Here is an 18,830-nt window from a genome sequence, read left to right on the forward strand (position 1 = left end):
CATACCCCGAGAAAGTTAGTATGTATCTCTCCAGCTAAGAATTACCAGTTGTAGACATGGTAAGGCACTTTATAGAAAAACAATGACAGTGTAAGTGAACTAGCAGGATAATGAAAAAGTGCATATTGAAACATAATCCAATTGAATTTTGGCGATTTGGAAATATATAGTCCGCTATGTTCACAACTAAAGTTGCTTATCATTTATCGCGCAATTATCCGACTACCAGGAAAAAATAAAGCGTCGGGCGAATAAAAGCTATTTCGATACAAATCAAAAAGTCAGTGTCACAGCATGATTGAATAAACCAATCCGTAAGATAACGATCCACAAAAAAACAGCTGGGAGACTTCACCAGCTGCTTCAAAGATTTGATTTATTAACGATGTCGTCGATAGTAACGGTAGACGACCGCTAATAAAATAATAATTAGTAAAATACCAACGGCCGCTTGCGGACCCGCAATGTGTTCGGTTAAGTGAAACATGCGAATGGGGCCGAGGCCGTGAATTCCAAGCATTGCAAGCATTGAACGCGCCCTCCTTAAGCATAATTATTAGCTATTTAATGATTAAATGCAAAAATTATATTCGCAAAAGATTATTATCTCACTACTATCTGCGGTAAAATAAAACCATCATTAATAAATTAGGTGGGTGCCTCCATTGCAATATATTCAGCCAATTTTCTATACAATTATCGTTTTAAACGCGGCCGCGGCGTTCGTTACCGTGTTCCGGGATCGTAATCGGGACATCGCGGCCACTTGGGCTTGGCTACTCGTGTTGATTTGGTTGCCGATTATTGGGTTTATCGCGTACGCCTTTGTCGGTCGTAAGTTACCGAAAAACCGGTTATTCCGGTTACGTAAAGAGACGCAAATTAGACTCGAACAGATGATTCAGCGGCAACGTGAAGCCCTGGGAACGGAATTGATGCCCGCAGATGCGGTCACTAGCTCGGTTCGTGGGATGGTCAGTTTATTCTTGAATTCCGATGGCGCGTTACTAAGCCGTAAAAACCGGGTCAAGATTTATACGGATGGACATGAGAAGTTCCATGCGATGTTCCAAGATATTGAAGCAGCTAAGAATCATATTCATATTGAATATTACACATTTTATAATGACCAGATTGGAAATGAATTATTACACCTTTTAGAGCGGAAAGCAGCCCAAGGCGTCGACGTTCGTGTCTTGTATGATCCGTGGGGGTCGATGGGCACGTTCCGCAGCTTCTTTAAGCATTTAGAAGAACTTGGTGGGCATGCCCGACCGTTCTTGGGTGCTCATTCAGCGATTTTGGACTTCCGTCTCAACTTCCGTGATCACCGTAAGATCGTGGTAACGGATGGCCGGGTCGGCTACGTCGGTGGTTTTAACGTTGGTGACCAGTACCTTGGTCGTAGTAAGAAGTTTGGTTACTGGCGTGATACCCATTTGCGGATCGTCGGTTCAGGAGTTTTTGAATTGCAGGAACGTTTCATTCGTGATTGGAACGCCACCGATGCGGAACATCGAATCGTGCCAGACGTTAATATGTTCCCAGTCATTCGCGTTAAAGGGAATACTTCGTTACAGATCGTCTCCAGTGGTCCGGACAGTGATGCGCAACAGATTAAATTGGGTTATATTAAAATGATTATGACAGCTCAACACCGTTTATGGATTCAGTCGCCATACCTAATTCCGGACGATTCCGTATTAGATGCGATTAAAATCGCTGCGATGTCAGGGGTTGACGTCCGCATTATGGTGCCGGACAAACCTGATCATGCCTTTGTTTACCGGGCAACTCAGTACTATGCCCGGGAGCTGGCAGATGCTGGTGTAAAAATCTATTATTATAATAATGGTTTTATTCATGCCAAGACCATCGTGATTGATGGTCAGGTGGCGTCAGTGGGCTCAGCTAATATGGACTTCCGGAGCTTTAAGCTCAACTTTGAAGTGAACGCCTTTTTATATGATGCTGATTTAGCACAAGAATTGGAACGGATTTTCTTAGAAGATCAAAAAATCAGTAGTTTGATTACCGTTCAAGACTTTAAAAATCAATCATTCTGGTTGAAGTTCAAGCAGACATTTTCACGGTTGTTATCACCAATTTTATAATTAAACAATTGAATAGATGATGCAAAAAAAACTGATTTTGGAAAGTTATTGACTTTCAAAACCAGTTTTTTTAGTGTTCCTTAGTCGTTCAAGTACAATTGGCGCAAATTATTAATATCCGCTACGGATAACCCAAGCACTTCTCGTAAATAACCAATACCATTGCCGTAGAGGTCGTCGAAAACCCGAAAGACCATCTTCATATTGTCGGCTTCAACAGCCATGGCAACGTTGAATTGGCTAGCTAGGTCACCAGCATTGGCCTTAGTAATGATCGTAGCGGTATCCATACTGTCTGCGGCCATGAAGACGGCGTTAGTGAGCAGGTAGTCCTGCATAATCGTTTCACGGGGGACGTCTAGGGCCGTCATAATGAGCGCACCCGCGACCCCCGTTCGGTCTTTACCAGCAGCACAGTGGAAGAGTACCGATTGGTCGGGCTGGTCGTTGGCGAGGAGGGTCGCAAATAAATTTTGCCAGACTTTCACGGCATGACTATCTGTAATCATTTGCGCGTATGTTTGTGCGTTGAAGGAATCATCGACGACCATTCGCTTGATGAGCCGTTTTAAACGGCGATCAAAGCGACGATTGTCAGTGAACGGATAGACGGACGTATTAATATACTTAGTATTCTTGGGATAACGGTCTGGAGACATCTCAGCTTCATTGGCTTGGCGCAGATCGATATCATAACGGAGTCCGTAGTTATCCAAGTAGGTGAGATCGCGGTTAGTGAGTAGTGACATGCCACCGCAACGCAGCAGTTTTTGCCACTTGATTGTCTGACCAGCGGTGTTCTCATAACCCCCCAGTTCTCGGAAGTTGATGCCGTGTTCTAGTCGTAAGACCCGATTGTGTTCCATAGTCTGATTACCTCGATTAGTGATTTAGCTTTATTATAACCGCTTTCATTGCCGGTGTCAGGGTAAGGTGGGTGCAAAAATTAGAATTGGATACTAAAAAAACTGTCAGACCAGAATTGGCTGACAAGTTTTTTTAGGTATTAGTGAGACTTAATTAGTCCCCGTTGTAAATCGAATTTTTAACTACCACATAGTCGCACTTAGTAATGGCCTTTAAATCCCGGCCACCGGCATATGAGATGGATGATTGTAAGTCTTCTTGCATCTCATTTAAGGTGTCGACTAAGCGGCCCCGGTAAGGAACCAGCATTTGTTTACCCTCAACGTTTTTATGTTCGCCTTTTTGGGTTTCACTGGCGGAACCGTAGTATTGCTTATAAGTCTTACCATCGATTTTTAAAATGTTGCCGGGTGATTCTTGGTGCCCGGCCAACATTGAGCCAATCATGACCATCGTAGCGCCGAACCGAATCGACTTGGCGATGTCACCATTTGTCCGGACACCACCGTCTGCGATGATTGGTTTGCGAGCGGCCTTAGCACACCACCGGACAGCAGCTAATTGCCAGCCGCCAGTACCAAAGCCCGTTTTGACTTTAGTAATGCAGGCCTTACCCGGGCCAACACCAACCTTAGTTGCATCAGCACCAGCATTTTCAAGGTCGCGAACGGCAGCTGGTGTGGCTACATTTCCGGCAATTACAAAACTATCCGGAAGGACGTCTTTGATGTGCTTGATCATCGCAATGACACTGTCAGCATGACCATGTGCGATATCAATCGTGATATATTCTGGCACGATTTGATTAGCAGCCAGGTCGTCGATAAAGTCATACTCGCTGGACTTAACACCGACCGAAATAGATGCGTACAGCTGCGCGGCATGCATCGTTTCAATAAAAGCACGGCGGGTCTCGGGGGCGAAGCGGTGCATAATGTAGAAGTAGTCGTTAGTGGCGAGCCACTTGGCAATCTCGTCGTTGATGACGGTTGCCATATTGGCAGGCACCACTGGAATCTTAAAACGACGGCCACCCAATTCTACGGTCGTATCGGCTTCCGAACGACTATTAATGACACACTTGTTCGGAATTAGTTGAATATCTTCGTAATCAAAAATCTCCATGCCCATGATGCAAAACTCCTTTAAGTTAATTCACGGTGTCGCGTTCAATTAGCCCCAAATGTTGTGATCGATAACGTTAGTTTGTTCGCGATCGGGACCAACAGAGAAGGTGGCAATTTTAACGCCGACGAGTTCTTCTAATTTACGCAAGTAGTTCTGTGCATTAGTTGGCAGTTCCTCAAAGGTTTTAACGCCAGTAATGTCTTCGTCCCAGCCAGGAAGTTCTTCATAGATAGGTTTGCAAGCTTCTAATTCCTTCAGACTAGCAGGGTAGTGATAGATGGTTTCGCCGTTTAAGTCGTAAGCGGTACATACCTTGATGGTCTTTAAGCCCGTCAAAACGTCTAAGCAGTTCAAACTGAGATGAGTAAACCCAGAAACTCGTTTAGCATGCCGTAATACAACGCTATCGAACCAACCAATCCGCCGAGGACGTTTAGTAACGGTCCCATATTCATGGGCCGTTTCACGAATGAAATCACCGACTTCGTCAAAGAGTTCAGTTGGGAATGGGCCGTCACCGACGCGGGAAGTGTAGGCTTTTAAGACCCCAACACAGTTATCGATTTTAGATGGGCCAACACCGCTCCCAATAGTAACACCACCGGCAACTGGGTTAGATGAAGTAACGTAAGGGTAAGTCCCTTGGTCAATATCCAGCATGACTCCCTGAGCACCTTCAAATAGGACGCGTTGACCGTTATCTAACGCATCATTAATGACAACGGAAGTATCGGTGACGAATGGTTTCAAAGTTTGACCATAAGCGTAATAGTCATCAAAAATATCTTCAAATTTCAGTGGTTCTAAGTCATAAAGCTTGGTAATAATTTGGTTCTTTTCAGCTAAGTTGCGCTTGAGTAACGCCGCAAAGGTGTCCTTATCAAGCAGGTCGGCTACGCGAATCCCAATTCGTTCAGCCTTATCCATGTAGGCTGGGCCGATTCCCTTATTAGTCGTCCCAATCTTGCCACCGGCTTTAGCTTTTTCTTGAGCGCCATCTAATGTGATGTGGTAAGGCAAGATGACGTGTGCACGGTTAGAGATTCTAAGGTTGTCAGGATTAACGCCCTTGTCCCGCAAGTATTGTAATTCTTCAACTAATGACTTGGGATTTAAGACCACGCCGTTCCCAATGACAGCTAACTTATCATGGAAGAAAATCCCTGATGGAATCAGCCGTAATTTGAAAGTTTGCCCATTAAATACGATGGTGTGGCCGGCGTTATCGCCGCCTTGGTAACGTGATACCACATCTGCTTCCTGACTCAAAAAGTCCGTGATCTTTCCTTTACCTTCATCGCCCCACTGGCTACCTACTACTACGACTGATGCCATATTCTTCCACCTCATTAAATAGTTTAATTATGAATAATTAATCCTAAAGAGTAGTTAAACGTTCACCACTCCAACAGGAAAGAGTATAGCAACTTTAACGTCAAAACGCAACCCAAAAACCGAATGTTCTTGTTTTGAGCACAAATAATCGTTCATAATTAAGGCGAATTAGTTCGAAAACAAGTCCTTAATATGGAAACGAAGTGAAAAATAACAGTATTTTTTCATTGTTCGTCTCTATTAATTACTCGAGGGGTATGCTATAATAATGTTCGTGTTTTGTTAGTGAATACCTAAAAAGAAATGAGGATTAGCAATGATTGATCGTTATACGCGTCCCGCGATGGGCAAAGTATGGTCGTTAGAAAATCAGTACCAAGCATGGTTGGAGGTAGAGATTGCTGCTGACGAGGCCTGGGCTGAATTAGGGAAGATTCCAGCAAGTGATGTTGCTAAAATTCGAGAGAATGCCAAGTTTGATGTTGACCGGATCGCGGAGATTGAAGCCGTAACGCATCATGATGTGGTTGCTTTTACGCGCGATGTTTCCGAGTCGTTGGGTGCAGAACGTAAGTGGGTTCACTATGGGCTGACCAGTACTGACGTTGTCGACACGGCGCAAGGTTACCGGTTGAAGCAGGCTAACGCGATTATTCGCCAAGACTTACAAGATTTACGGGCGACACTAGCACAACAAGCGAAAAAATATAAATATACGGTTGAAATGGGGCGGACACACGGCGTCCACGCTGAACCAACCACGTTTGGATTGAAAATTGCCCGGTGGTATTCTGAAATTAATCGGGATATCGAGCGTTTTGAACACGCGGCCGCGGGCGTTGAAGCGGGTAAAATCAGTGGAGCCGTTGGGACTTTTGCGAACATTCCACCATTTGTTGAAGAATTTGTCTGCAAACAACTTGGATTGCGCGCACAAGAAATTTCGACGCAAGTTTTACCACGGGACTTACATGCCGAATACATTGCTAGTTTGGCCTTGATTGCAACAAGCGTTGAAGTGTTTGCAACCGAAATTCGTGGTTTGCAAAAATCTGAAACTCATGAAGTTGAAGAATTCTTTAATAAAGGTCAGAAAGGCTCATCAGCAATGCCTCACAAGCGTAATCCCATCGGTTCTGAGAACGTGACGGGGTTGGCACGGGTTATTCGCGGCCACATGATGACCGCCTATGAAGATGTGCCATTGTGGCATGAACGGGATATTTCCCACTCTTCTGCGGAGCGGATCATCTTACCAGATACCACGATTTTAGTGGATTATATCTTAACTCGAATCAATAAGATTATTAAGACGCTGACGGTGTTCCCAGAACGGATGAAGCAAAACATGGATGCGACTTACGGGTTGATCTACAGTCAACGTGTCTTGCTCAAGTTGATTGATACGGGGATGTCTCGTGAAAGTGCTTATGACCTCGTTCAACCACTGACGGCTAAGTCATGGGATGAACAGTTACAATTCAAGCCACTTGTTGAAGGTAACGCCGAGATTCGTGAACATTTGGACCAGGCTGCGATTGATGATGCGTTTGACTATCATTACCATCTTCGCCACGTTGATGATATTTTCAAACGATTGGGATTAGACGATTAATTTAAAAACGATGAAGCCCCAGCGATGGTAATCGCTGAGGCTTTTATTATGATTAAAACGTGTTAAAAAGATGGGCTGTTTATTCGTCAGCCGATGCGCGTCCTATTTCGACCTCCGGGGCTGGGGACGATTACTGGCTATTTTTGAGCTTGATAATGGCACGGTTTAATCATGCTTCATACTAAACGATAACTAGCGCAATGCGTGTAAGTACCTTGATTTCAGTTCAAGGGACCAAATGTTAGGTGCGTCGCAATCAGACCATACCCAAGTGCCATATGACGCTGTTCTTTGCGCGTGAGGCGCTGTAATTGGGTGTGAACGTATTGGTAGAGGTCACGATGCTGGCGTGGTAGAGTCATTGGGACCATATAGTTACGATAATAGGCTTGATATAGCTGGATGGTTACTTGCTGTGGCGAAACGTTGTTATTCAGGTCGATTGCAGCTGCCAGTAGCGCTTGGCGGTAGGAATCGGATGGTTGATTGGTAATCGGCTGATTATAAGCAGCATCTACTAAGGTAAATAATTTTGGAGCATCCGCATCCATTGTTAGGACCAACCTTTCAATCGTTGAGATAGGCGCAATTATAGCATGGTCAGTATGCTTGATGTGCAGGCCCGAGTTGGTTTCTAAAGTAATGGAACGAACATAACCAGAGCCGCCAATGAGCGGGGGTCATTGGCGGCTCTGGTTATTAATAAGGGATTAATCAAGCGGCGGTCGCAGCAGTGTTTTCTGTTTTAAGCCCGGTGCCAAGCTGCGTAGCCGATGGTTGGGAAAATACCGATCAAACGGTCGATTTGTTCACGGTCTAATTGATATTCGATAGCTGGCAGTAGTGCGTTGACGGCATCTTCAGCTTGATCACTGATTTCAGTCACGCCAACGAGATGGCCGTCTTGGTCATGGACCTGTTTACTAGCGGCAATCGGTTCCTTGGAGACTTGATAATACCAGTAATCTGCTAAATCATTATCACTAACGGTTAAGCCGGCTTTTTCAGCGGCCGGTATTTTCATGCCAGCTTGCGCAATTCGTGGTGAAGTAAAGACGACCGATGGAATTACCGGATAGTCAATGGGAGCACTGGTTTGACCAGAGAACAAACGCATCAAGTATTTGGACTCAAAGTAGGCTGCAGGTGTGACCTTTGGCAAGTCATTGGCAAGGACATCACCGGCTGCATAGATGTTAGGAACGTTGGTTTGCAAGTGGTCGTTGACATAAACGCCGTGGTGGTCATATTTGACGCCAATCCGGTCTAAGCCTAAGCCATCTAAGTTTGGAATTCGACCAGTCGCATCTAGGATCCAGTCGGTCGTTAATTGCTGGTGGTCGCCATAACTAACTTGGAACTGGTCATCCTGTTTGGTAAATGCTTGCACGTTGGCATTTTTGATGAAGGTTACCCCACGTTCGGTTAAGTCGTCAACCACTTGTGCAACGAATGGTTGGTAAAAATCACGGAGGGCCTGGTCGCCATGTAACATGACTGTCACTTGGGCACCGGCCGCGTTAGCGATGGTGGCAAATTCCATACCAATATAGCCTGCGCCAATGATGACGATACTTTGTGGTAACCGTTTAAGGTTCATAAAATCACTACTATCGTGGGCGAGCTTGGTCCCCGGAATATCTAAACGATGGGGCTTTAAACCAGTCGCAATAACGATTTTTTCAGCGGTAATGGTTTGCTGATCATCAACGACAACGGTGTGAGCGTCCTTGAACGTGGCATGACCATGAATGATCGTTGCGCCACCATCTTCCAAACGAGCTGTCAGGCCTGCTGGTAAGGGATCAATAATCTCTTGTTTATGGGCCACGTTGGCCGTCCAATTAATGGTTGGTGCACTGCTCAAAATATCATTGAGGCGTGCTGCTTCCCGCGTTAATTTGACAGGTTCATCAAGAGTGATTTTGGCGTTACAACCACGATTAGGGCAGGTGCCCCCAATCAGACCACTCTCAATCACACCGACGCGAACACCAGTCTTGGCGAGTGGTGCGGCGCCATCAAACGTGGCGTGACCCGCACCAATGTATAACACATCGTAATCGTATTTGTTTGTCATGATTTATCAGCCTCCATTAAAATTTTGGTAACTTAAGCTTAACGAGTTTTAAGAAACCTGACAACTGATATGAATTGCTCGCGCCCGCTGTAATGATTATACTGAAAGTAATTATGTCAATAGGGAGACGTTAATATGCACGCTTTGATCGCAATTGATTCATTTAAAAATTCCATCACGAGCATTCAGGCCAACCGAATAGTGGCTAAACGATTTGCGGCTCACGGAATCACCGCTACTCAAGTTGCGATTGCCGATGGTGGTGAAGGAACGGTGGCGGCGTGGCTGGCTAACCATGCTGGTGGACAAGCTATTACGGCATCAACGGTGGATCTGGCGCAACGGCCAGTGACTGCAACGTATGGCTACTTTGCCACTGAAAAAATGGCAGTGATTGAGGTTGCGGCTGCATCCGGAATCCAGTTTGTCACGACGACCTTGACGCCGTTAGCAACGAATACCTGTGGGACCGGGCTACTGATTAAAGATGCGATTGAGCGTGGCGCCCGGCAGATTATTCTGGGCTTAGGCGGTAGCGGAACGGTCGACGGTGGTGCCGGAATCCTACGTGCGCTCGGTTATCGTTTTTGGGCTGCCGATGGTCAAGAGTTAGCCATGACTGGCGCTGATTTAAGTCGGGTCACTAAGATTGACGATCGACATGTGTTGCCACAATTAGCTGAAGTCTCGTTCATTAGTGCAGCGGATGTGACGAATCCGCTAACGGGACCGAACGGCGCAGCTAAGATTTTTGGCCCACAAAAAGGATTACCGGTTGCTCAAATTCAGGTTCACGATGCCGCTTTAGCTCACTATATGACGGTCGCAGCTGGTGCGGTGAGTGCCCACGAAGGCGATGGGGCTGCCGGTGGTATTGGGTTTGCATTACGTTACTTTTTACACGCCCGCGTTTGCTCTGGTTTTCAATTGTTAGCTGAAATGAGCAATCTTAAAACGAAAGTGGCCCAAGCGGATCTAGTTATCTCTGGTGAAGGCCAAGTCGACGATCAGAGTTTTATGGGCAAGGTACCAATTCAGCTCAGTCAGTTAGCCCAAGCGGCCGGCAAGCCTTGCTATTTATTAGTTGGTCGGCAAAAAGGTGCAAATGAAACATTTGCCAAACAGGGGGTCACGGCTGTTTTACCGATTGTCGATCAAGTCATGACCTTAGATCAAGCCATGGCGCAGGGACCAGCCAATCTGGAACGGATGGCGGACCGCTTAGCCCGAATCATTAGCCAGTCATAAAACAACTTAAGCGGTCAAAAAAACCGTATGTGCAGTGAATAGCGCATACGGTTTTTCGACTGAATTTTATTTATCAGGAACATAGTGATTCAAAACGGCTGTAACATGTCGTTGATACTCGGCAGGATCGATCCAAAAACTCTCGGCGTGAGTGGCGTTGGGAACCTGCCACATCTGCTTGGGGCCCTTAGCGGCCTGATAATTTTCTTTGAGCATCCAACTTGGAACGTAGACATCCTTATCACCGTGAATAAAGAAAATCGGTAGATGGTTATGTTTGAGCTGTTCGACAGAACTGACGTCGCTTAAATAATAGCCCATACGGTGGCGGTTAATAAAACTAACGATGGGCACAAACGGATACTTTGGTAAGTGAAACTGTCGCTTTAATAAGTAAGCGAGTTCTTCCTCGATACTCGAATAACCACAATCGGCAATGATGGCCTTAACTTGTGATGGAAGGTCTTCGCCGCTCATCATTTCAACGGTCGCACCACCCATGCTGACACCAAAAAGGATGATATCCGTGTGACGACCATTGATACGGACGACTTTATCGATCCAGCCTAAATAGTCGCGGCGATCCTGCCACCCAAAGCTAATGTACTTGCCGGCACTTTGCCCATGGCCGCGATCGTCGGGCAAGAGGACGTTATAGCCCATTTGATGGAACATATAAGCGTAATTTGCCATCGTTTCACCATCACCTTTGTAGCCATGGGAAACAATAACGGTTCGGTTGCTGGTTGTTTTAGCAGGAACGTACTGTGCGACAAGGTGATTGGCCTCGTCATTAGCGTTCAGTTGCCACTGTTGAACGGGCTGTCGGTGTAGCCAATCGACATAAGCGTAGTAGGCATCGGCGTATTTTTGTTTATCTGCCGAAGTTTCGGGCACGTAATCAACACGCTTGAAAGCAAAATCGTAGAGCTTCTCACTCGCGAATAGGGCGGCCGAAAAAATTGCCACAGGAGCACTAATTCCGGCTACGGCGCGTGTTTTTTTCATTAAATATCACTCCTCTAATCTCTCAATAATATGATACGCCGATTAGAAGTGAGATGTAACTATATTATTCTAGTAATATAAAAGGCCATCGCGGCGGGCGATGACCTATAAATTGCATTGGTCGCTAGGTGGCATCCCCAGCGAGCCTGTTTTTCATTAACTTTGGAGGAGTAAATGAAAAAGGTTCAAGTGGCTGAAGGAGATGTCCAGTCACTATATGTTTAGTATAGTAGTTTGATTGTTAAAAGGTAACTAAATCGCTTACTTGACTGGTGAAAAAACTAAAAATTATTTGTGGGTGGTCAATATTCCGGTATGGACAGATTTCGTCGTGCCAAGTATGATACCGATTCAAGTCGCATTAAGCCTCCTTAAGGGCTAGTTCATGCACTTTAGTGCTAACTTGATTAAGGACCTGTGTTTTACGTTCATCTGTCAAAAAGACGCGCTGACTTAAAATTGGGTAGTGTTGTTCACGTGCGATTAGCAATAATTCACGATAAAGCAAAGTGGCGGCTAATAGCGACGGCCGGGCGACGGGATCAATTTGTGGCATCATGGTTAATGCAGCCTCGTACTTGTTCATGGCAATCTGTGCTTCATGTTCCCAAAGCCGAATAAAATTGGCAGATGGGATGGGGCCATGCAAGTCAGTTGGATTGAGCTGATAGTGTGCCAATAGTTTTGATGGCAGGTAGATTCGGCCACGTTGGTAGTCTTCACCAACATCTCTTAAAATATTGGTGAGTTGCATGGCAATGCCTAATTCTACGGCTGGTTTGACAAGTGATTGCGGGTTAGTTGCTAGCATTGGCAAAATCATCAGACCAACTGATCCTGCGACGTAATAGCAATAGTCTTCAAGTGCTTGCTGAGTTTGAGGTTGTTTAAAAGTCGCGTCTTGTTCTTGACCAGTGAGCATATCGAAAAAGACGTCAAGATTCATATCATAAGTCTCAAAAACGACGGCCAGTGCGCGCCACATTGGGTGGTCTGGGACATGACCATTGGCAAAGGCGGTCAATGATTGGCGTAATGCCATTAGACCATCAATATCATGGTCAACATCAACGAGGTCGTCGGCTGTTCGACAAAAAGCATAAACGGCGTAAATACTCCAAGCGCGTTCTAGTGGTAATTGCGAGAAGGCGGTGTAGAATGCGCTAGAGGACCTTTTAGTAATTGCTTGACAGTACGCAAAGTCAGTACGATGTTGTTCGAATTTAGGCATTAATTTGGTCATCTTTAATCAACTCCTCAACGGCTAATTTAGCACTTTGCATAACAATGGGAACACCGGCCCCAGGGTGGGTGCTACTACCACAAAAATAAAGATGGTCGGCATAGTCGAACTTGTTATGGGGACGATAATAATTACTTTGTTTTAACGTCGGTCGTAAGCCGAAAGTGGCTCCGTTATAGGCGCCAAACTGTTCTTTGAAGTCAACCGGTGTAAACTGCTTTTCGACAACGATATGCTGTTCAATATCGCTGAAGGTAGCCGTTTGTCTTAGTTTGTTAATGATTAGTTGACGATAGTTCTTCAGTGTTGTTGGTGACCAGTCATTAAACTTTGAGAGCTCAGGAACTGGTACTAAAACATAGAGTGCCTCACTGTTTTCGGGAGCTAAACTTGGATCCATCTTTGATGGAACATAGACATAATACGAGGGATCTTCTGGTAACTTGCCGTTGTCAAATAGATCGGCGACGTTTTTGCTGAAATCTTGTGCAAAGTGGATCGTGTGTAATGCTTCGGTTGGGTATTTTTTGTCTAGTCCTAAATACAAGACGAGACATGAGCATGAATAATCCATTTTGGCAATTTTTTGATCTGTGTACTGACCACGATTTTGCTCATTTGGAATCAGTGTCGTCATGGCGGTTGGAAAATCAGCATTACATAGGACATAGTCACTGTGGATCGGATGATTATTGACACGAATGCCAACAGCAACTTTATCTTTGATGATAATTTCTTGAACTGGTGTGGCAAGCTTTAACGTACCACCCTGTTCTTTGAATAACTTAACGAGACTATTGACAACTGTGTACATACCACCCTTTAAAAAATAGACCCCGTAGAAGAGCTCAATCATCGGAATAATGTTGTATAGCGACGGGCCCTGGTAGGGAGAAATCCCAATATACAGTGTCTGAAAGGCTAATGAATTACGTAGATTTTCATTCTTGATAAATTTTGCAATGTTTTTGTAGGCATTGTTAAAGGTGCGTAACTGTAGTCCTGCATACAGAGAGGGTAGGTTATAAAAGTCACGCCAGTTACGAAATGATCGTTCTAAAAAATTAGGCTTCGCGATGGTATACCGGTGATAAATATCCGCTAAAAAATTTAACATACCATTGACGTCATCAGGCGCAATGCGGTTAATCTCGGCAATTAATGTTGGGAGATCGCGTGACAAATCTAGACTAGATTGATCACCAAAGACAAGGTGCATCAAAGGTTGAACTTCTTCGAATGGTAAATAGTTGTGCGGATCGACCCCGCAAAAGCGAAAGACTTCTTCGTAGATGTCTTTCATCATGACGATCGTCGGCCCCACGTCAAATGTAAATCCTTGGCTAACAATCTGGTTCATTTTGCCACCCGGTTGCGCGTTTTGCTCATAAATCGTAACATTATAACCTAATTTTTGAAGCCGTACTGCAGCGGTTAAGCCACCAATACCAGCGCCAATAATCGATACTTGCTTCATCAGTAAATCTCCCCCTTAACAGATGAATAACTAAAAAGCATGGTTAATCATTAGTTATATTTTGGTTTAATAATGTAAAAAGTACAACAAATATGATTACTATGACGTATTAAAGTAGTCGGTAGGTGCGAATAGAGCGGACGAGAAAAACAAAAAAACCACCGTATCGGGGAATACGGTGGAAAAAGGAGTAGGGTAAACATGTGACGGGGAATCACATGTTACTATGAATTTCATTACTTTGGAGGAGTAAATGAAAAATTTTAGGTTGTGTTATAGCTGATTGAGTTAACCTCAATTGCTATGATGTAATCATACCGAGGTTGTGTGAAGAATTTGTGACTGAACATGGCGAATGTCATGAAAAAAAGGGAAAGGCTTTATTAAGAAGTGTGAAGAATCATCAACGTTCTTACGGAATGCCTTGGCGAGGTGCGATGATCGGCTGTTTGGGGCCAAAGAAAATAGTCACTTCAAAAGTTGTCCTTTGAAGTGACTATTTTGATTCGCAATCAATGCTAGTAATAACAAGTTTGCGGCGACGCTAAGTTGATAGTGACCAAGCAGATTTTGGTGACTGGCTGTGGGCACTGCCATTTGGCGCGATTAGTTATCGTCACGATTACCACCAAATAGAATAATTAGTCGTAGTAATTGTAAGAATGTTGACAGGGCTGCAGCAACATAGGTTAAAGCCGCCGCGACAAGCACTTTACGCACCATGGGAACTTCGTCGCGAGTCAAAACTTGCCCATCAGATAAAATCTGGAGGGCGCGTCTTGAGGCGTTGAATTCAACTGGAAGCGTGACAAGTTGGAACAATAACGCCAGTGAGAAGAGTAAAATCCCAATGTGAATCAGTGTTTGGTTGTAACTCAATAAAACGCCGATAATGATTAGTGGTAATGATAAGCTTGAACCGATGTTCGTGATGGGCACGAGGGCGGTCCGCAAGCGCATTGGCCAATAGTTAACGTGATCTTGAACTGCGTGTCCGCATTCGTGGGCCGCAACTCCGATGGCGGCCACAGAGGTTGAATCTGCTGTGGCTTCTGATAGGCTGAGAATCTTAGTTTGACCGTTGTAATTGTCGGTCAGATCCCCGCTTATCTTTTGGACACCAACATCATTGATACCAGATTGGCTTAAAATAAAGCGAGCTGCATCGGTGCCGGTTGTGCCAGATTGACTACGATAGGCATCATAATGCCGGAATGTCCGATTAACGTAACCCGATGCGGCCATTGAGATAATCAGTCCAATGATGACTAATAGGTAAGTCGGATCAAAAAACGAATAGAACAAGGTCGACCCCTCCTAAGTGGTTTAATGTTAATCCGATTCTATCAGATTTAGCGTGACATTCCTACTGAAGAAAGCCATTGGAAAGTGTCTTTACTATCGAGAAACGACGTCAGATTATATAATTAGCCCAGTTAATCGTAATTGGCAAAGAGCGAAGGAGTTTTCTGATGGAAAAGACGTATCGAACCAAAACGTATGGGGAAATGCCGTTAAAGTTAGATACTGGGAAAGGCTGGATTTTTCCTAAAGGTGTTGAAGTGAAGGCGCACGTTGATTTAGAAACGGGACAGGTCAGTTTTTTTATTGCACCAGAAGATCTCGATAAGATGAAATAAGTATTAGGACCACGATACGCGGTAAGGTTGAGAAGTTTGTTTCTCGCCTTGGCGCGTTTTTTATGGTGGAAATTGGATTGGCAATGATTATGGTTAATACGGTGTTCACGCGTGAGCCACAACTACTTGAAGGCAATAAAAAACCTCCGTATCGGGGAAATACGGAGGAAAAGGGAAGTAAATCGGTAAAATGTAATTAAGTACACACACATCATTACTTGGGGAAGTAATCATTAAAGTTAGGGGGTCGTTAAGGATTGGGATTTCCTTAATGACTATAAACATAGTATAGCGGCGACGCGTGAAGAAAGTGTGACGCGAAAAGTTTAAAAGCATGATTTTCAGACGAAAAAGTTAGGTCATGGAACGAAAAAATATGACGATTTTTACAAAGTTTATAACGAAATGATGACCGTCATAAATCAATATGAGTGGCTAAATGCTGGTGTGACGCAGTTTTTATTGGTCCTAGACTCTGAGGTGCTATAATGAAGCACAAATTAATCGAAAGGTGTTTTCCAAATATGACAATTAAAATCGTCACCGATTCGTCGGTCCAATTAACGACGGCCGAGATTGCACAGTATAATATTAAAGTGGTTCCGTTACTCGTGGGGTTCGGTGGCGACTTGATTGCAGATACGGCAGTTAGTACCGCGGAATTTGACCAACAGATGGCAGTCAGCCCAGTCTTGCCAACGACTAGCCAGCCGCCAATTGGTGATTTCGTCAGTTGCTACGATGAATTGACAGCGGATGGTAGCCAAGTATTATCACTACATTTGACGGAGACATTGAGTGGGACGGTCAATGCTGCTCGCCAAGCTGCCAAACTTGCTAGTGGCGATGTGACAGTTATTGATACCCAGGCGGCTGACCGTGGGATGGCCTTTCAAGTGCTTACAGCAGCACGGATGGCTCACGCCGGTGCGGATATGGCCACAATTTTGGCGAAGATAACCGTCATTCGGCAGCATACTAAGACCTACTTGTTCGTGGATACGCTCGACAATTTGGTCAAAGGTGGGCGCGTCCCTAAGTTGGCTGGCATGGTCACGAATTTGATTAAATTAAAATTTGTCTTTGAATTAGAAGCCGGAAAATTAAAACTTTATACGCGGGGGCGCGGGAAAAAGGCGCTAATCAAAGCGCAGGAACAAATTCTAGACCAATTAGCGGATGCGACTCGAGTCGAAGCGGCTGGAATTTCTTACGTCGGCGAACCGAGCGTTGCGGAAGCGCCAGAAAAGCTTCTCCAACAAGTCGTTCCACAAGTAACGCCACTGGTTGCGCGTACTAGTCCAATTATTGCGACGCACACCGGTGTTGGCGCTTACGCATTGATGTTTTATACAGTTGATTAAATTTGACGAACTAACCTACTATTAAAAATTACTTTGATGTGTTATAATTAATTAATGATAAATGAGAACCGTGTTGGTGCACTGTTCTGAGCCTAACCACCATTTAATGATGACTAGACCCGGATGGGGCACCTTTTTTGTCACTCTTTTCACTAAAAGAAAGTAGGAACTTATGTGAGCTATCTTCTCAATAATCCGTTTTTCGGGATCGGACTGTCGATCTTGGTGTATGGGATTGGCGAGTATTTATATCACAAAACAAATCGCTTTGTGTTATTCCAACCGTTATTTTTTGGAATGCTGCTCGGGATTGGTTTATTGGTATTGATTGCGTCGATTCTAAAGGCACCCGTGCAAAAAGTTTATGAAGCGTACCAGGTTGGTGGCGACTGGTTATTCTGGTTTGTGGCGCCCGCCACCGTCTCGTTTGCGGTGCCACTATATAAGCGTAATGATATCTTTAAGAAACATTGGGATGTCATTGTGATTGCGTTAGCGATTGGGTTAGGGCTGTCATTATTTGGTATCTATGGGATTTCACGGTTGCTCGGTCTGACGGATGCAGCGTTAGGTGCCATGTTAGTACAAGCAGCAACGACAGCAATTGCTTTACCGGTGGCTGAGTCGGTGGGTGGCGATCAAGCCATTGCGGCGTTCGCAGTCATTCTGAATTCAGTTTTGATTTACGCGTTAGGCGACCATTTTATTCGCTGGTTCAAATTGCACAAGAATCCGCTCGGTGCCGGGTTAGGATTCGGAATTGCCGGTAATGCGGTTGGTGCCACTAAAGCGATTGAAGTGAGCGAGGCTGCGGGCGCAACTGGTGCAATCGCCTTTGTGATTGCCGGTATTCTTGTTAATTTTATGGTTCCAGGGTTTGCGCAGTTGATTGGTTTAGGTTAGATGGTCCGGGAGGGATTCGATGAAAAAAGGCGCGTTTATTACACAAATTGTGATTTATGGTTTGATTTTATTGGCTAGTAGTTTAATTGCTAATTTAGTCAATAAGATTTGGCCCGCATTCCCAATGCCGACACCGTTGATTGGGATGATTCTACTATACTTGCTGTTAACGTTTAAAGTGGTCAAACTTGAGCAGGTGGCGGGTGTTAGCAACTTTTTCGTCCAATTTATCAGCTTGATTTTCATTCCATCAGGGATCGCGTTAGTAACTAAGTTAGACGTGTTAAAGGCAGAAGGCGTTCAGATTGTGATCGTCATTATTGTTTCGACACTAATGTTGTTGCTTTTTACAGCGGGAATCGCGTGGGTTTTAATTCAAGTCAAGGAATGGTTCATTGCTCGTCGAACGAACAGCAATGTTGAGTTGGAAGAAGATTAAATCTTGGTGGCACATAATTTACTCGTGAGTAGATTGGGTACCAGTTGGATCTAATCGAAACAGGCAGTTGTTGAACCGCTTGTTTTGGCTATTACAAGATAATAGCAGGCCGTTGTGGGGATTGCATACCCATGACGGCTTTTTTAGACGGCAATAAAAAAGCCACCACATCAGCGGATGTAGTGGTCAAGGAGTAGGAAACATCAAAGTGGGGGCTTTGATGAACCCCATTCATCAGACTTGGGGGAGTCTATGAATGAAAGTGATTATTAGCTGCATTATGGCAGCAACGCACTAATAATCGAAAAAACTAAAGAATATTAAGGATTGACAGTCAGTTGGTCACTTTCTATCAATCTGCGACTATTA

Annotated in this window: 17 protein-coding genes; 7 read left to right on the plus strand and 10 right to left on the minus strand. The window is 44.7% G+C overall.

Annotation, left to right across the window (positions count from 1 at the left end):
- Window positions 1-379: 379 nt before the first annotated feature.
- Window positions 380-529 (minus strand): hypothetical protein, encoded by a 150-nt coding sequence (locus ACWQAU_RS12255; protein ID WP_162920432.1) that lies wholly within the window; start codon window positions 527-529, stop codon window positions 380-382.
- A gap of 136 nt (window positions 530-665) precedes the next feature.
- Between ACWQAU_RS12255 and cls the strand changes: the two genes are divergently transcribed.
- Window positions 666-2,114 (plus strand): cardiolipin synthase, encoded by a 1,449-nt coding sequence (gene cls / locus ACWQAU_RS12260; RefSeq protein WP_015381020.1) that lies wholly within the window; start codon window positions 666-668, stop codon window positions 2,112-2,114.
- Window positions 2,115-2,194: 80 nt separating this feature from the next.
- Here the strand turns inward: cls and ACWQAU_RS12265 are convergent, their stop codons facing one another.
- The 3 genes from ACWQAU_RS12265 to ACWQAU_RS12275 form a co-directional block, all read right to left on the minus strand.
- Window positions 2,195-2,980, minus strand: coding sequence for a tyrosine-protein phosphatase (locus ACWQAU_RS12265; protein WP_011102101.1), 786 nt, complete (start codon window positions 2,978-2,980; stop codon window positions 2,195-2,197).
- Window positions 2,981-3,134: 154 nt separating this feature from the next.
- Window positions 3,135-4,106, minus strand: a complete 972-nt coding sequence (locus ACWQAU_RS12270; protein WP_003645478.1) for a GMP reductase — start codon at window positions 4,104-4,106, stop codon at window positions 3,135-3,137.
- Window positions 4,107-4,154: 48 nt separating this feature from the next.
- On the minus strand, window positions 4,155-5,444 hold the full coding sequence (locus tag ACWQAU_RS12275) for an adenylosuccinate synthase (RefSeq protein WP_003643473.1): 1,290 nt from the start codon (window positions 5,442-5,444) through the stop codon (window positions 4,155-4,157).
- Between the two features lie 316 nt (window positions 5,445-5,760).
- Between ACWQAU_RS12275 and purB the strand changes: the two genes are divergently transcribed.
- Complete coding sequence (gene purB / locus ACWQAU_RS12280) at window positions 5,761-7,059, plus strand: adenylosuccinate lyase (protein ID WP_003642490.1); 1,299 nt, start codon at window positions 5,761-5,763, stop codon at window positions 7,057-7,059.
- Between the two features lie 221 nt (window positions 7,060-7,280).
- Here purB and ACWQAU_RS12285 read toward each other — a convergent pair whose 3' ends face one another.
- Window positions 7,281-7,610: a bacteriocin immunity protein gene (locus ACWQAU_RS12285; RefSeq protein ID WP_027821667.1), complete on the minus strand. Its 330-nt coding sequence runs from the start codon at window positions 7,608-7,610 to the stop codon at window positions 7,281-7,283.
- Window positions 7,611-7,804: 194 nt separating this feature from the next.
- Window positions 7,805-9,139 (minus strand): dihydrolipoyl dehydrogenase family protein, encoded by a 1,335-nt coding sequence (locus tag ACWQAU_RS12290; RefSeq protein ID WP_027821668.1) that lies wholly within the window; start codon window positions 9,137-9,139, stop codon window positions 7,805-7,807.
- 135 nt (window positions 9,140-9,274) lie between these two features.
- On the opposite strand from ACWQAU_RS12290, the gene ACWQAU_RS12295 reads away from it, so the two are divergent.
- Window positions 9,275-10,387, plus strand: a complete 1,113-nt coding sequence (locus ACWQAU_RS12295) for a glycerate kinase (protein ID WP_027821669.1) — start codon at window positions 9,275-9,277, stop codon at window positions 10,385-10,387.
- A gap of 66 nt (window positions 10,388-10,453) precedes the next feature.
- On the opposite strand, the gene ACWQAU_RS12300 is transcribed toward ACWQAU_RS12295, so the two are convergent.
- From ACWQAU_RS12300 to ACWQAU_RS12315, 4 genes are all read right to left on the minus strand, one after another.
- On the minus strand, window positions 10,454-11,395 hold the full coding sequence (locus ACWQAU_RS12300; protein WP_079111859.1) for an alpha/beta hydrolase: 942 nt from the start codon (window positions 11,393-11,395) through the stop codon (window positions 10,454-10,456).
- Window positions 11,396-11,756: 361 nt separating this feature from the next.
- The gene (locus tag ACWQAU_RS12305; RefSeq protein ID WP_027821670.1) at window positions 11,757-12,638 is read right to left on the minus strand and encodes a phytoene/squalene synthase family protein; all 882 of its coding nucleotides are present in this window, start codon (window positions 12,636-12,638) and stop codon (window positions 11,757-11,759) included.
- On the minus strand, window positions 12,619-14,115 hold the full coding sequence (locus ACWQAU_RS12310) for a phytoene desaturase family protein (protein ID WP_027821671.1): 1,497 nt from the start codon (window positions 14,113-14,115) through the stop codon (window positions 12,619-12,621). Before ACWQAU_RS12310 ends, ACWQAU_RS12305 begins: the two co-directional genes overlap by 20 nt.
- A gap of 606 nt (window positions 14,116-14,721) precedes the next feature.
- Window positions 14,722-15,420, minus strand: coding sequence for a zinc metallopeptidase (locus tag ACWQAU_RS12315; RefSeq protein ID WP_003642482.1), 699 nt, complete (start codon window positions 15,418-15,420; stop codon window positions 14,722-14,724).
- 167 nt (window positions 15,421-15,587) lie between these two features.
- On the opposite strand from ACWQAU_RS12315, the gene ACWQAU_RS12320 reads away from it, so the two are divergent.
- The 4 genes from ACWQAU_RS12320 (at window position 15,588) to ACWQAU_RS12335 (ending at window position 18,461) form a co-directional block, all read left to right on the plus strand.
- Window positions 15,588-15,755, plus strand: coding sequence for a hypothetical protein (locus ACWQAU_RS12320; RefSeq protein ID WP_003642481.1), 168 nt, complete (start codon window positions 15,588-15,590; stop codon window positions 15,753-15,755).
- Between the two features lie 524 nt (window positions 15,756-16,279).
- A complete protein-coding gene (locus ACWQAU_RS12325) occupies window positions 16,280-17,119 on the plus strand; it encodes a DegV family protein (RefSeq protein ID WP_011102096.1) in 840 nt (279 codons plus the stop codon).
- Between the two features lie 174 nt (window positions 17,120-17,293).
- On the plus strand, window positions 17,294-18,022 hold the full coding sequence (locus tag ACWQAU_RS12330; protein WP_003642478.1) for an LrgB family protein: 729 nt from the start codon (window positions 17,294-17,296) through the stop codon (window positions 18,020-18,022).
- Between the two features lie 19 nt (window positions 18,023-18,041).
- Window positions 18,042-18,461: a CidA/LrgA family protein gene (locus ACWQAU_RS12335; RefSeq protein WP_003642477.1), complete on the plus strand. Its 420-nt coding sequence runs from the start codon at window positions 18,042-18,044 to the stop codon at window positions 18,459-18,461.
- Window positions 18,462-18,830 lie beyond the last annotated feature (369 nt).

The sequence above is a fragment of the Lactiplantibacillus sp. 3062 genome (assembly GCF_055413545.1).

Bases quoted from the DNA above. Each gene is read 5' to 3' on its own strand.
- ACWQAU_RS12310 (WP_027821671.1), bottom strand. From the start codon at position 14,115: ATGAAGCAAGTATCGATTATTGGCGCTGGTATTGGTGGCTTAACCGCT.
- ACWQAU_RS12255 (WP_162920432.1), bottom strand. From the start codon at position 529: ATGCTTGCAATGCTTGGAATTCACGGCCTCGGCCCCATTCGCATGTTT.
- ACWQAU_RS12290 (WP_027821668.1), bottom strand. From the start codon at position 9,139: ATGACAAACAAATACGATTACGATGTGTTATACATTGGTGCGGGTCAC.
- ACWQAU_RS12335 (WP_003642477.1), top strand. From the start codon at position 18,042: ATGAAAAAAGGCGCGTTTATTACACAAATTGTGATTTATGGTTTGATT.
- ACWQAU_RS12265 (WP_011102101.1), bottom strand. From the start codon at position 2,980: ATGGAACACAATCGGGTCTTACGACTAGAACACGGCATCAACTTCCGA.
- ACWQAU_RS12320 (WP_003642481.1), top strand. From the start codon at position 15,588: ATGGAAAAGACGTATCGAACCAAAACGTATGGGGAAATGCCGTTAAAG.
- ACWQAU_RS12270 (WP_003645478.1), bottom strand. From the start codon at position 4,106: ATGGAGATTTTTGATTACGAAGATATTCAACTAATTCCGAACAAGTGT.
- ACWQAU_RS12275 (WP_003643473.1), bottom strand. From the start codon at position 5,444: ATGGCATCAGTCGTAGTAGTAGGTAGCCAGTGGGGCGATGAAGGTAAA.
- ACWQAU_RS12285 (WP_027821667.1), bottom strand. From the start codon at position 7,610: ATGGATGCGGATGCTCCAAAATTATTTACCTTAGTAGATGCTGCTTAT.
- ACWQAU_RS12295 (WP_027821669.1), top strand. From the start codon at position 9,275: ATGCACGCTTTGATCGCAATTGATTCATTTAAAAATTCCATCACGAGC.
- ACWQAU_RS12300 (WP_079111859.1), bottom strand. From the start codon at position 11,395: ATGAAAAAAACACGCGCCGTAGCCGGAATTAGTGCTCCTGTGGCAATT.
- ACWQAU_RS12305 (WP_027821670.1), bottom strand. From the start codon at position 12,638: ATGACCAAATTAATGCCTAAATTCGAACAACATCGTACTGACTTTGCG.
- ACWQAU_RS12325 (WP_011102096.1), top strand. From the start codon at position 16,280: ATGACAATTAAAATCGTCACCGATTCGTCGGTCCAATTAACGACGGCC.
- purB (WP_003642490.1), top strand. From the start codon at position 5,761: ATGATTGATCGTTATACGCGTCCCGCGATGGGCAAAGTATGGTCGTTA.